This is a genomic window from Haloferula sp. BvORR071, from assembly GCF_000739615.1.
Lineage (GTDB): Bacteria > Verrucomicrobiota > Verrucomicrobiia > Verrucomicrobiales > Akkermansiaceae > Haloferula.
Genome location: NZ_BATP01000004.1, coordinates 42,358 through 55,866, shown reverse-complemented (window position 1 = coordinate 55,866; position 13,509 = coordinate 42,358). Strand labels below are relative to the sequence as shown.

At 61.8% G+C, this 13,509-nt stretch carries 11 protein-coding genes; 4 read left to right on the top strand and 7 right to left on the bottom strand.

Features of this window, described 5'->3' with window-relative positions:
• Positions 1-462: a GatB/YqeY domain-containing protein gene (locus BV071_RS03485; RefSeq protein WP_035602251.1), complete on the bottom strand. Its 462-nt coding sequence runs from the start codon at positions 460-462 to the stop codon at positions 1-3.
• Positions 463-569: 107 nt separating this feature from the next.
• Here BV071_RS03485 and BV071_RS03480 point away from each other — a divergent pair, with 107 nt between their 5' ends.
• Positions 570-1,076, top strand: a complete 507-nt coding sequence (locus BV071_RS03480) for a DUF3592 domain-containing protein (RefSeq protein ID WP_265594031.1) — start codon at positions 570-572, stop codon at positions 1,074-1,076.
• Positions 1,077-1,310: 234 nt separating this feature from the next.
• Here BV071_RS03480 and BV071_RS03475 read toward each other — a convergent pair whose 3' ends face one another.
• A complete protein-coding gene (locus tag BV071_RS03475; protein WP_035602245.1) occupies positions 1,311-2,588 on the bottom strand; it encodes a hypothetical protein in 1,278 nt (425 codons plus the stop codon).
• On the bottom strand, positions 2,585-4,627 hold the full coding sequence (locus BV071_RS03470) for a sigma-70 family RNA polymerase sigma factor (protein ID WP_265594030.1): 2,043 nt from the start codon (positions 4,625-4,627) through the stop codon (positions 2,585-2,587). Before BV071_RS03470 ends, BV071_RS03475 begins: the two co-directional genes overlap by 4 nt.
• A 125-nt stretch (positions 4,628-4,752) precedes the next feature.
• Between BV071_RS03470 and BV071_RS03465 the strand changes: the two genes are divergently transcribed.
• The 3 genes from BV071_RS03465 to BV071_RS03455 all read left to right on the top strand — a co-directional run bounded on the left by BV071_RS03465 (position 4,753) and on the right by BV071_RS03455 (position 7,620).
• Positions 4,753-5,694 carry an endonuclease/exonuclease/phosphatase family protein gene (locus tag BV071_RS03465; protein ID WP_035602237.1) on the top strand — a complete coding sequence of 314 codons (942 nt, stop codon included), beginning with the start codon at positions 4,753-4,755 and terminating at the stop codon, positions 5,692-5,694.
• A gap of 13 nt (positions 5,695-5,707) precedes the next feature.
• A complete protein-coding gene (locus BV071_RS03460; protein ID WP_035602234.1) occupies positions 5,708-6,658 on the top strand; it encodes an endonuclease/exonuclease/phosphatase family protein in 951 nt (316 codons plus the stop codon).
• Positions 6,659-6,984: 326 nt separating this feature from the next.
• Complete coding sequence (locus BV071_RS03455) at positions 6,985-7,620, top strand: endonuclease/exonuclease/phosphatase family protein (RefSeq protein ID WP_265594029.1); 636 nt, start codon at positions 6,985-6,987, stop codon at positions 7,618-7,620.
• 169 nt (positions 7,621-7,789) lie between these two features.
• Here the strand turns inward: BV071_RS03455 and BV071_RS03450 are convergent, their stop codons facing one another.
• From BV071_RS03450 to BV071_RS03435, 4 genes are all read right to left on the bottom strand, one after another.
• A complete protein-coding gene (locus tag BV071_RS03450; RefSeq protein ID WP_035602228.1) occupies positions 7,790-8,125 on the bottom strand; it encodes a hypothetical protein in 336 nt (111 codons plus the stop codon).
• Positions 8,126-8,181: 56 nt separating this feature from the next.
• Positions 8,182-10,257, bottom strand: a complete 2,076-nt coding sequence (locus BV071_RS03445) for a glycoside hydrolase family 172 protein (RefSeq protein ID WP_035602225.1) — start codon at positions 10,255-10,257, stop codon at positions 8,182-8,184.
• 182 nt (positions 10,258-10,439) lie between these two features.
• On the bottom strand, positions 10,440-12,530 hold the full coding sequence (fusA, locus tag BV071_RS03440) for an elongation factor G (RefSeq protein ID WP_035602222.1): 2,091 nt from the start codon (positions 12,528-12,530) through the stop codon (positions 10,440-10,442).
• Between the two features lie 184 nt (positions 12,531-12,714).
• Entirely contained in the window at positions 12,715-13,509 is a 795-nt protein-coding gene (locus tag BV071_RS03435) for a ThuA domain-containing protein (protein ID WP_035602219.1), read from the bottom strand.

The window sequence follows — 13,509 nt, the reverse complement described above, 5'->3', positions numbered from 1 at the left end:
TCAGGACAGGCGCTTGGCGACCTCCTGCGAGAGCGTCTTGCCATCGGCCCGGCCGGCGGTGCGCTCCTGCACCAGCCTCATGACCTTGCCCATGTCGGCCTTGGAACTCGCACCGAGCTCGGCGACTGCCGCGTCCACGATCGCGGTGATCTCCTCAGCGGAAAGGGCGGCGGGAAGATATTTCTCCAGCACCACGATTTCGGCTTGTTCGGTGGCGGCCAGTTCGGTGCGACCGGCGGCGGTGAACTGCGCGATTGAATCCTGACGCTGCTTGATCTGCTTGCGGATCAGCGCGGTGATTTCTTCATCGTCGAGCGGCTTGCCTGATTGGCTGCGCTCGGCCGAGGTCATCACGTTCATCATCGCGGTCTTCAGGGCGCGGATCACGGCCAGGGCGACGGTGTCCTTCGCCTTCATCGCGGCCTTCAGGTCTTCGGGGATTCGGGTAGCCAAGTCGCTCATGGGAGGGACTTGGTAGCCGGGCCGCCCCTCGCGGGAAAGTGGAATCCACGCCCCGCCACCCCGGAAAAGCGGTGGCGCGTTGCCCGGGGGGAGGCTATGCCAAGCCCGTGGCTGGCCCATCTACCGCTTCCCGAGTCTATCTTTCCTTCATCGGCTTGGGCCTCGCCTTGGCCGGCGGGCTCTTTTTCGCCCTGATGTGGCGGAGCTTCCAGCGTGCCCGGGCCGTGGAACACTGGCCGGTGGTGCCCTGCGTGATCCTGGAGTCCGGGGTGGAGGACCGCCAGATCGACCCGAACAGCTCTCCGGAATACCGCTTCAAGGTCAGCTACGGCTACGAGTGGGAGAAACAGCCCTATAAAGGCAACTTGGTGAAGCTGTGGGGCAGCGGCTGGAGTTCGGGCACGGCGATCAGCGATGCCTACGTCAAACGCTACCCGGAGGGCTCGCAGCAGGAGTGCCACGTGAACCCGGAGAATCCACAGACAGCGGTGCTGGAAAAAGAATCAAAGGCCCCCGGCTACTCGCTGTGGTTCCCGGGGATTTTCGTCGTGGGCGGATTGGGGATGGTAGTTGGAGCGTGGCGGCCGCGGAAACAGGCGGTTCATGTGGCTTGACGGGCAGCGGGCCTCGTCTTCAGCCCGGACAACATTGATGTGACCGGTATGCCGGCAGGAAGCGTGGCGCGGGACCCGTCCTATCCCGCATCGGAGAATTTGTTGTGCCTGCCGGGCGCCACTTCGCGGGCGCCTTCTCAGGTTGCGCCATGGCCAGATTCAGGGCTTCACCGCCGCAATCAAATGAGGCAAATGCCCCATGGCGAGTTTCGGGAAGAGCCGCCCGAACTCTCCTCATCTCTCCACCCGCCACAGCGCATCCAGATCGCTCCACGCCTGCTTCGCCTCCTCACTCCAGCCATTCATGTCCGGATTGCCCTCCGGATGGTCTTTCCGCCAGGCCTTGTGGGAGTCGATCCGGCATCCTTCACGGAGCGAGGTGTCAAATGACTCACTCTCCTTCCAGATCGATTCGACGTAGCTCCCGCCCGCTGCCATCGCGAAGGGCCGGGCTCCGGCCTCGGCCAATTCCGCTGGCAATGAAGCCAGCCACTCGCGGCAAGCCGCGGGGTCTTCCTTGGCCCAATCCTCCGTCATCGAAAGCACCAAGCCGGACCGCGCTTGGTTAGTTCCAGCCTCCAGCATCTTCGCGGCGGCTGTGCCGCGCTCTTCCTTCGGCAGGGTCGTCCAGCGTTGGTATTGGCCAATCTCCTCATTCGAAATCCCCAGCTTGAGATACTTGGCATAAGGCGAGGATGCAAAGCCCTGCGGATCCAATTTCCGCCAATCGGTGAGCAGGCTGTGGGCGTAGATGGCAGGGCCGCTGATTCCGCGAGTCGCATCCAGATTCATAGACTCAAGGTCGAAGGCCAGCAGAGCATCTTGGATCTGCTCGGGACTCTGCAGCGAGGAGGTCATGAAGCCATCTCCGGTGGACCATCCCGGAAGCTTCAGGAAGAGCTCGAAGGCCCAGCGCGGCGATTGTCGGATCAGCAGCTCGCAGATCTTCGCGCCCCGCCCCCTTTCGATCACCGGCACATCGCGCTTCAAGACTTCCTCAACTGACAGGCTGTCTTGAAAGCCGGGGCCTTGCTGCGCCACGATCTCCATCGTCCACTTGGCAAGGCCCTCCGGGTCTCGCCATGCCCATGCCCCCGCGATCTCCAGGAGCACGAAATACCACATGCCATCCGCCCGGAACTTGAGCCACGACCACTCCGCGGCTGCCTTGCCATCCTCGGAGGCCCAGCGGATCAGCAAGGTTTTGGCCGCAAGAGTCAGCTGCCGGTCCTTGACCAACTCGATCGAATCGAGAAGCGCCGGGATCTCGGCTGTGGGCACCTCACCCAGTCGAACGGCCGCGGCCAGGCGCGCCTCATTGCCTTCCGCGCTTGCAGTTTGGGCCACGGCCTCCTGCCAGTTCTTGGACTTTGGCTCCTGTGGTGAAGGCTCGGCATGAGATCGGGCACTTGCCACCGGCAGCCTCTGCGGCCAGCAGGCATACCAAACTGCCGCAGTGAGCAAAGCGGCACACCCGAAGCTGAGGACTTGGCGCTGGAGGAAAGCATTCATGGCTTGGCATCACGGATTTCCACGAGTTCTTCCCGCAACCCGGCATCCAAGCTGGGATCGGCCAATAGGTTCTTCGCGGTATCGCCCGGTTGAGCGAGGATCTGGCGGAATCCAGCTCGCGCGATACTCATGCGCAGATCAGGATCCCTCAGGCACGCAGCCCAGAGGATAAGATTGCTGTGATCCTCCCGCCGCGCAGCATCCCGGATCGCCCCGAGTAAAACCGCGTCGACTTCGACTTCCTCGCGGTGTCCCGCCAGCCACGGCACTGCCACTGCGGGATTGCCCTTGGATACCAGTGCAGCACCGATGGCCTTCAAGATCTCTTGGCGCGAAAGCCCGGCGGCAAGACCTGCGGCCATCGCGTCGGCTTCACCTGCGGTGGTATCCGTGATCTGGTCGAAATGAGAAATCGTTCCGCCGCCGGCTGTTTTGGTCCGCGAGGCGAGCTTGCTGTAGTGACCGGTCTTGGCGAGGGCGGCTTCGAAGTGTTCCTGCGGGCTCAGGGCTGCTAGCACCTTCGCGGCGTCTTCCGGCCGGCTTCGGTTGAGGCTTTGCCACAAGAGCACGCGTGCCTCTCCCGCCGGCTCTGTTTCGGGAAATCCCGATAAGGCCCGGAGGACCTCTAACAGGCGATCCGGATCGATATTGTGCCAAGCGTTGCCATAGGGATCTTCGCCAGCGAGTCCGCGCAAGCAACGGCGTCGCGCATCGGCATTCGGCAGAGCTCGGATGAACTCGAAGGCGTCGCTTACGTTGCCGCGCAAGACATAGTCGTTCGCCACCTCCATCGCGAATCCTTCGCCCACGCTGCCGTTCCAGCGATGCTCCTTGAATCCCTCGTCGCCCCAATGCTCACGTAGCCAGGCATCCGCTTGCTTCAGGTCCTTCTCCACCCAAGCCCGGAAGAGATTGCCTAACATGTAGGTGGATGTCTCGGCATCGACCTTCTCCCCTGGCTTGTTGAGGAGGACGTAGCTCAGCGCTGCCGCCGGATCTTGGTCGAGCCAGCGCTCAAACAGGGGGGCGTAGCAGGCAGTCTGCTCGGCCACCGTGAGCTTTTCCCCGGCCAGCACGACGAATGCAGGGATATCCGCGATGGCGACGCGATCGAGAATTGCCCTCAGCCGCAGCGTCACCAGTGAATGTCCGGGACCCGCCTGGTTGCGTTTGATCTCCGCGATCAGGTTTTCGATCGAGGTATCCGTCACCGGTCGCAGCAGATAGGCGAGTCCGGATTCTCGGGCGGATGTGGGAGTGCTTGCCATGGGCACCGGAGGCACTGGTGTCGGGCGGGACTTCGCGAGGAGGCCAGCAGAGATGAGGGACACCAAGGCGACACCCGCGAGCGCAGGCTTCATGAGCCCGGAGAGCGATGGTGATCCCGCTGCGGGTAGAGACTTCATGGCCTGCAGTGAAACCTTCGCCACCATGGAATCTGGTGGAATGCTTCGCCCCATGCTGCTCATCGTGCTGCCGAGTAAGGCGCTACCGGTTGTGATGCCGCGCCGCTTGAGGACGGCTGCGAGCTTCTCCAAGGCCCGCGAGACACGCTTGCGGGCGGCGACCTCGCTCAAGCCAAGGGTTCCCGCCACGCTGCGGAAATCTCGATCCTCGAAATAGCGCATGACCAGCGCGCTCCGGTCGGACGAAGGCAGGCTGAGCATCGCGGAGTCGAGTTCGCGGGCCAGCAGTTCGCGGTCGGACTCATCAGGGGTGGGAGGGTGGTTCATGGCTTCCATGGAGACGAGTTCGCGCTGGCGCCGCCGGCTTTCGCTGCGGACGTGGTTGGCTGCCCGGCGGCAGGTCTGGCGGTAGAGCCACGCGGAAAGCTGCGCTGGATCCAGTCCGGAGGATTTCCGCACCAGCAGGGTGAAGACCTCCTGCATCACATCCTGCGCGGCACTGCGATCGCCATTCAGGCGGCGCAGGGCGGTGGCAAAGACCAGCGGCGAGTGCTGCCGGACCAGTTCGCGGAAGGCCGCTTCGGAGCGGTCACGGTTGAAGCGTTGCAGAAGTTCGAATGGATTGTCCGCCATCGTTTCCATCAAGACACCGCAGCCACCCGGGATGAGACAGAAAAATTCACCTCTCCTTCATGCGCCGTAAGCCGGGGTTCTTGCCGTGGCTGCTGGAAGCAGGAAGGATGTGCCGACGACGAACGATGAGCAAACCCAGCGACGGCATTACGAAGTGGCTTACGCGCCTGATCGGTTTCCTTGCCGTGGTGACAGGTCTGCTGCCCTTGCTGGGCTGGATCGGCGGCGGGAGCTTCTGGCTCCTCGATCTCTGCAATCACTTCCAGTATCAATACGCTTGGTTCCTCCTGCTATGCGCGATCCTGCTTCTGAGGCTGCAGTCGCGGCGAATGGCGATGGTGGCAGCGCTGCTCTCACTCATCCCGTTATCGCGGGTCGTCCCGGGCTATCTACCGGCGCCGGCGGTGGCGCAGGGTTCGACGGTCGTGAAGATCGCATCCTTCAATGTGCTGGCCTCAAATCAAAAGCATGCGCGGACCATCGCTTGGGTGAAGGAAACGCTGCCTGATGCGATTTTCTTCACGGAGGTGAGCGAAGAATGGACGGAGGCATTGAAGGCGCTGGAGGGCGTGTACCCGCACTTCATCAATGATGGCCCGGACATGGCCTTCTTCTCCAAGTTCCCTATCTCTAGCTTCGAGATGCACCGGGTGAGCAAGATCGAGTTTCGCCTGCTGGAAGCGCGGCTGGCGACCCCGGGCGGGCCGCTGGTTTTCTTTGCCGGGCATCCGCTGCCGCCGCTTACCCCGGACTGGGCGAAAGCATTGGACGACTTCATGGCCGCAGCGGAGCAGGAGGTCTCACAAGAGCAGGGCAGGGTGGTTTTGGTCGGGGATTTCAATGCCACGCGCTGGAGTGCGAAGACCAAGGACCTCTACAAGCTTGGCCTGCAGGATGCCTCGAAGGGCAAGGCTCCCGGGCCCACCTGGAGCCGCGGCAATCCGGTGCTCGGCATCCCCATCGACCACATCCTGTTTCGCGGTGAGGGGATGAGTTGCAAGAGCTTCTTGATCGGCCCGGATATCGGATCAGACCACCGGCCAGTGGTCGCGGAGCTATCGTGGTAACCTTGAGTAAGAGATGACCTGGCGATCCGTCCTCATGCCCAAGCCCAAGCCATTCATCGCGCGCTTGGCAGTGATTGCAGGCATCTTGCCGATCGTTGGCTGGCTGGGCGGCAGCTACTGGCTGCTGGACCTCTTCAATCATTTCCAATGGCAGTATGCAGGCGCCCTTGCGATTGCGGTTATCTGTCTCGGCTGCTGGAAGGCATGGCGGCTGGCCTTGCTGACTGCGCTGTTCCTGGCGGTGCCACTTGTTAGGCTAGCGGAGCCATCCCTGCCTTCGTTGCACAAGCCGGCGATCGGCGCGTCCCTGCGCTTCGCTTCCTTCAATGTGCTGACCGCAAACGAGCGTTACGCGGATGCCGTTTCGTGGATCCGCGAGACCGATCCGGATGTGATCTTCCTGCCCGAGGTGGATGAAGTGTGGGCGGAGCACCTGAAGCCGCTGCTCGCCAGCCATCCGCATGCGGTGGAGCACATCGTGGAAGGAAACTTCGGCTTTGCCTGCTACTCGAAGCTACCCATCCTGAAACAAGAGATCATTCCCTGTGGCGAAATGGAGCTGCCTCTATTGAAGCTCCGCCTTCAAGGTCCGCAAGGAGAGTTCACCTTCTTCGGCGCGCATCCGGTGCCGCCCGCCACCGAGTTTTGGGCGAATGAACGCGATGCCTTCCTTCTGATTATTGCCGAGCAAGTGAAGGCCGAACCTGGAGCGGTGGTGCTGGCAGGAGATCTGAACGCGACGATCTGGAGTCGTGCGATGAAGCCGCTCTTCGCTGCGGGATTGCAGGGGCGCTCGGTCTCGCCGACCTGGGAACGCGGCAACCCGCTCTTGGCTACCCCCATCGACCACCTGCTCTACCGCGGTCCATTGGATAAGCCTCAGTCCGATGGCCTCAAACGCCGCTGGGTCGGCCCCGATCTGGGATCGGACCACCGGCCGGTGGTGGCGGAGATCGCGTGGTGAATTTTCTTGGAGTGATGAAGTGTCCACGTTTGTTCCCACCTGGGCCCATGAACTTGTTTGTCGGCCTTGCTGTAGTTGTGGGGCTTCTGCCGGTTCTGGGATGGATCGGGGGACGTTTCTGGTTCTTCGATCTCTTCAACCATTTCCAACTTCAGTACGCCGCCTTCCTGCTAGCGGTTCTAATTTTTGTCCTTTGCCGGAGGGCTTGGCGGCAGACTGCTCTTGTCGTGGCTCTCTTGTTGGTGCCGGCAGCCCGCGTAATCCCTTGTTGGGTGGTCCCAAGCGAACAAGCGGGAGGAACCGCTTTGCGTTTCGCTTCATTCAATGTGGAGACTTCAAACACGCGGTATGCGGAGGCCGTTTCCTGGGTTCGGGAAACGGCTCCCGATGTGGTCTTCTTTCCCGAGGCAGATGAGACTTGGGCCAACGAATTGAGGCTGCTATCGGCGAGTTACCCTTACTCCGTCGAGTATGCAGGCCGGGGCAACTTTGGCTTCGTCTTCTACTCGAAGCTGCCGATTCTGGATCGTGAGATAGAGTCTCAAGGCAAGCGCCGGCTGCCTTGCCTGAAGGTGCACCTGCAAGCTCCTGCGGGAGTGATGACCTGCTACGGCGTTCATCCGAATCCACCCGGCGGCGCCGCTCACACCGACGAACGTGATAGCTATCTGAAGGCCGTCGCCGACGATATGGCTCAGGAGCCTGGAGCCGTGGTAGTGGCGGGGGATTTCAATGCGACTCCATGGAGCAGCGCGATGAAGCCTCTTTTTGTCGCAGGATTGAGAGGTACTGCGGTCTCCCCAACGTGGCAACGCGGAAGCTTGGTATTCGCGATTCCGATCGATCACTTGCTCTACCGGGGACCGCCGGGGAAACCGCTTGCCGCAAAGTGCTGGAAGCATTGGGTAGGCCCGGATCTCGGTTCCGACCACCGGCCGGTGGTGGCGGAGATCGCATGGTGAGGTTAGAGCATTCGAAGAAGGGTCGTGGCCGTCCTTTGGGGAAATCCCTTCCGAGAACGGCTATGCCGCTCCATCATATGGCCCAAGGTTGCCGGCCGCGGCCGTCCTAGCCCGAAGGGCGAAGATGGCAACAGTCGGCTACCCGGGGTATCGTCTTTTATGAAATGCTCTAACTCCCGAAGATCCGCTTCCACCAAGGTCGCTGAACTGCGACGGATCCACATTTTGGCATCGGAACGCGGCAGAGGTTCCGCCGCGACAAAATCGCTTCGATGAGTGAGGCCGCCTCCGCAGGTCCACAAACTTCCGTGGCGGTCTCGTGGAGAGCGTGCTCATACACGACCGAGAGTTCGCCGCTTGGTAATTCGTCGACCTGCACCTGCATTCCGTCTCGTGAGAAGCTGGCAACTCGCTTTTTCCGATCAAACTCGAAGTCGTAGCGCTGCTCCCATGTTTCGAGCAAGCGCCCCATCAATTCATCGAGCGGGCCGAAGGCGGTAGACATGAGCGGAGCTTTGCAGAAGATCGAAGGCGCTCAAGCCAATGCCCTCGCGGCTTTTGTCACTCCTGGAGCCGGAAGTAATCGAGCCCGAAATAATAGCGCGGCCCGGTCGTTGCGGGATTCGTCCCGGTGACTTCCACCCGGATCTCAAATTTCCCATCCACCGGCGTGAAGGTGCCAAGCTCGATGTCTCCGGAGTGGCTCACGGACTTGGCATAGCCATCGAATCTCACTGCCGCCGGCTTGTCGTTCACGGTGAAGGACAGGGTGGCATAGTCCGCCGCACGTGTGGCTCCCACGATCAGCTTCTTCGGCCTCGCATCCGGAGCAGGAAGCTCGAGTGTCACCTGGTTTTCCTCTGCCGTGCCACGAACCAGAAGCTGCTTGCCACTGCTCCACATGCCGATGCCGAAGAGCTGCATGTCCTGCGTTTCCCGAACCATGCCGGCGGTGGAGGATGAGATCCTCAGTCCTTCTGCCTCCACTACACCGGGGAAGGCCGCGGGCGGCTTTTGGGCGTCCTGCAAGGTCGGGATGGGAGCTGTCGCATTCGCCACTTCCGGCTGGCGATTCGATGACCCGCCGGGGAAGGCATACCAATGCGTGGTGGCGGCATAGATCATCCTGGTGGGTGCCCAGGAGATCAGCTCGATATCGAAGTCCAAAGAGCGCGTGAAGGGAATACTATCAAGGTTGCGCGTGCGGGTCAGGACGTTGTGCCCCTGCGTCCGCGGCTCATCGACCCGGATCTGGTTGGCGAAGGGCGTCTGCATGATCCCGCGTGGGGCGAAGGAGTAGCCGTAGTAATCCTCCGTGCCGGTGCCGAGATGGGAGGGCAGGGTCTCGCCATCCAGGCGGATCTTCTCGTCACCCTCGCCATACCAGGTGGGGACTTCATTGTAGAGGGAGAGGGTATCGCCGACATAGACGCCGCGACCGCCGAGCTTGATGAAGTTCCAGTCGCGCGCCGGCGGCGTGCGAAGATTGCCTTCATAATGCCACGCGGTGTGGAAGTGCATTGAGCGCTGGTCCCAAGTCCAGGGGCCGAGGATGCACTCCAACTCGCTCATGATGGGAGTCCGTCCGGCATTCAGCAGCGTGATCCGGCCCGAGCGTGCGTAGGGCATCACCCATCGGCATGTCATCCAGCCATCCGCGGACACACTCCGGTACCAGCTCTGGAGTTCATTGAGCCCGGCACCGCTGCCGAAGAAATCGCTGGCTGGACACCACACCGTCTCCTCCCCGTCGAAGCTGATCTTCACGATCATGGCTCGCAGCAGTGTGGCAGGGTTCTCGCCCTTGTCCGGCTTGATGCGAAGCCGGATCTGGCGCACGGCCGCTGCTCCCGCGGGCAGGTCGAGGGAACTCTCCACGCCACCCGCCTGGAAGCCGTGGACCCCCAGCGGGCTGGAAGTCTCGATGCCGCCGGTAAATTCCGGCGGCATGCCCTCCGGCTCCGGTGGTGAAAGCAAGGTCTTACCCGCCTTCTCGATCGCGCTGCGTGCCGCTTCCAGCTTCTCAGTCATGAAGGTCTCCACCTTCGTGCCAGCCGCATACTTCCGATAGTTGATCTGATAGTAGCGCGGGCCTTCGCCTTTCTCCTCCCAAGTGACCTTGCAGTGCTCCGCGTAGGGGATGGGCAGCATCAGCGTGTTGCCGCCATTGCCGTCCGCCGTGTAGCCGGGGTGGGGGATGACCATAGGCTCCTTCAGGCCGAGTGTTCCGCTCATGAGATCATAGGCGGGAAAGGTGAGCGAAGGGGCAGCTGCACCATCGAGGTAGATGCGGATCACCCCGTGCTTGTTCTTCACCGTGGTGAGCCAGAAGCGCACCAAGCACCCCGGCCCCTCCGCATCCATCATCACGCGTTCCTTGCGGCTTTCGGTAACCTCGTCGCGGATGAACTGGGTGTGGTCGTCATTGGCGAACCAGCCGTCGCGATCCGCGGCCACCGTGCGTCGGTCATAGCTGCTCGCCTGCAGGCATGTGTAGGCGGGCTCCGGCCATCTCGCGACGGAATCGTAGTCCGTCATCTCCGCGATCAAGCTGGCAAGTGTGACCGGTGCTGCGGTCTCGGCACGGACGCTTCCAGCGAGGATCAGGGCAGCTGAGGCGAAACGGAGGAGTTTCATCGGTTCCGGCGAATCTCTGGCGGGCTTGGCAAGCTGAGAACAGGAACTTGTGAGCCCGCGCTGCAAATGTTGTCCTCGCAGCTTCACGGACCTGTAACGGGTAACCTTCCGCCGAAATGAAAAACCCCGTCGCCCTTGCGGACGACGGGGTCAATAAATCAATCAAACTGCCAGCAGGAAGCTTACTTGCGCTTGGCTTCCTCGCGCTCCTTGGCGGCCTTGATCACGTCGTCGGAGACGTTCTTCGGGCAAGGGGCGTAGTGGCTGAACTCCATGGAGAACTGGCCACGGCCGGAGGTCATGGTGCGCAGGTCGCCGATGTAGCCGAACATCGCGGAAAGCGGAGCTTCCGCCTTCACGCGCACGCCGCCCGGAGTCGGCTCCTGACCTTGGATCATGCCCCGGCGACGGTTGAGGTCGCCGATCACGTCGCCCACCTTTTCCTCGGGCGCGAAGACATCGAGCTTCATCATCGGCTCGAGGATCTGCGGACCGCACTTCGGCATGGTCTGGCGATAGGCAGCCTTGGCCGCGATTTCGAAGGCGATGTTGCTGGAGTCCACGGCGTGGAAACCACCTTCATTGAGCGTGACCTTGAAGTCCAAGCAGGGGTAGCCGGCAAGAGGTCCCTTATCGACAGAGGTCTTGAAGCCCTTGTCGACGGCCGGGATGAACTCCTTCGGGATGCTGCCGCCCACGACCTTCGACTCGAAGATGAAGCCGGAGCCGGGTTCGCCGGGCTCGATGGTGTAATCGATCTTGGCGTACTGACCGGAACCACCGGACTGCTTCTTGTGGGTGTAGCTGTCCGTCACCGGCTTGGTGATGGTTTCGCGGTAGGCGACCTGCGGGGCGCCGACGTTAACCTCCACCTTGTGGGTGCGCTTCAGGATGTCGATCTTGATGTCCAGGTGGAGCTCACCCATGCCCTTGAGAATCATCTCATTGGTTTCCTCGTCGGTCTCGACGCGGAAGGACGGGTCTTCCTGCACCATCTTGCCGATGGCGGTGGCGAGCTTCTCGGCGTTGGCCTTGTCCTTCGGGGCGACGGCGATGGAGATCACCGGATCCGGGAACACCATCGGCTCCAGCGTGGCCGGGTTCTTCTCGTCGCAGAGGGTGTGGCCGGTCTGCACGTTCTTGAGACCCACGATCGCCACGATGTCACCCGCCTGAGCGGAGTCGACTTCGTTGCGGTCGTCGGCGTGCATTTCCACCATGCGGCTGACGCGCTCGGTCTTGCCGGTGAAGGAGTTCAGGATCGTGTCACCCTTCTTGATCGTGCCCGAGTAGATACGGGTGAAGGTCAAGGCGCCGAACTTGTCGTCCATGATCTTGAAAGCCAGCGCGCGGAGCGGCTTGCTCGGATCGCTGACGGCGAATTCGCCCGTAGCATTGCCTTCGGCATCCACTTCCGGGAGCGGCTTCACTTCCGGCGGGGAAGGCAGGAAGTCGACCACGGCGTCGAGCACGAGCTGGAGGCCCTTGTTCTTGAAGGAAGAACCGCAGTAGGTCGGGAAGAAGGCCATCTCGATCGCGCCCTTACGGATGCAGCGCTTGATGGTGTCGATGTCCGGCTCCACGCCTTCGAGGTACTTCTCCATCACCTCGTCGTCCTGCTCCACGGCAGTTTCGATCAGAGCGGCACGGTATTCCTCGACCTTGTCCACCATGTCGGCGGGCACGTCTTCGATCTTGAAGTTCTCGGGCTGGCCGGATTCGTCCCAGATGTGGGCCTTGCGGGTCAGAAGGTCGACCACGCCGACGAACTCGGACTCAGTGCCGATCGGCAGCACCATCACCAGCGGGTGGGCACCCAGGATGCGCTTCACCTGGCCGATCACGCGGTAGAAGTCTGCGCCGATACGGTCGAGCTTGTTGACGTAGATCACGCGGGAGACCTTGGAGTCGTTCGCGTAGCGCCAGTTCGTTTCGGACTGGGGCTCCACGCCGCCGGAGCCGCAGAACACGCCGATGCCGCCGTCGAGGACCTTCAGCGAGCGATACACTTCGATGGTGAAGTCGACGTGGCCCGGGGTGTCGATGACGTTGAATTGGTGGCCCTTCCAGAAACAGGTGGTGGCGGCGGACTGAATGGTGATACCGCGCTCGGCTTCCTGTTCCATGAAGTCCATGGTGGAAGCGCCGTCGTGAACCTCACCGATCTTGTGGATCTTGCCGGTCAGCTTGAGAATCCGCTCGGTCGTGGTGGTCTTGCCCGCATCCACGTGAGCGAAAATGCCAATGTTGCGGTATTTGGTGAGGTCCTTCATGCTCTTAGGTGTAATGCGTTGGGCACCGGCGGGATGCGCCGGGGCGACTTCCTTAGTCGGCTTCCGGCAAATGGCAATCCCGGACTCACGGAATTTCAGGTAAAATCAGAGGCTTGGGACAAAGGGCCAGAGCAGACCCGCTGGAGCGCAATTCAGGACGTCCTGTGCTCAAGATTCCCCCGCCTCAGGAACCGCTATGCTCAGCCGCCTTTTCCGCACCTGTCGCCGCCCACAGGATCGAATTCCTTAGCAGGGCGGTATAGTTTTCATTCTGGATCAGGCTCGGGTGGTGGCCCATCTGGATATAGACGTTCCTGGCCTTCATTTTCGGGTTCGACCAGACCACCGGGTGGTCGCCCATCTTGACCTCGGAATCCGGCTTGTAGGAGGCCTCGTCCACCTTGGCCAGGACTAGGACCTTCGGCCGGGGATTCTTGTCGTAAGTATACCATTCCTCCTCGTCGATCGTGAAGGTCTTGGGGAGCCCCTTGAAGCAGGGGTGATCCGCGGCCTCCACCTCGACCGTGCCGGAGGCGCGCTTGGCGATGTAGGACTTGAAGCGGATCCCGCCCATGAAGTCGGAGAACCACGGCCACATCGGGTAGCCGTCGAACTCACCGAGCAGAGTGGCGTGGTGCAGACCCACCCAGCCGCCCCGGCCGTTCTCGATGTAGTCCTCGAAGGCGGCCTTAGCCTCATCGCTCCAGCGGTAGGGCGGGTAGTTGAGCTGGATGACGAGCTGATATTTGGCGAAGAGCCCTTTATTGAAACCCTTCGGCTCCTCGAAGACATCGTAGGCGAAGTTTTCCTTCGCCGCGGTGGTTTTCAGCCAATCCAGCGCCGCAGTTACGAAAGGGCCATGGTTATCGTCCTTCTCCGCCAGCACCACCGCCCGGAAGCGGGGCGGGGGATCTTCAGCCCGCGCGACCGAAAGCAGGGCGGTGATCAATAGAGCGGCAGTGGCAAGCAGGGTTTTCAT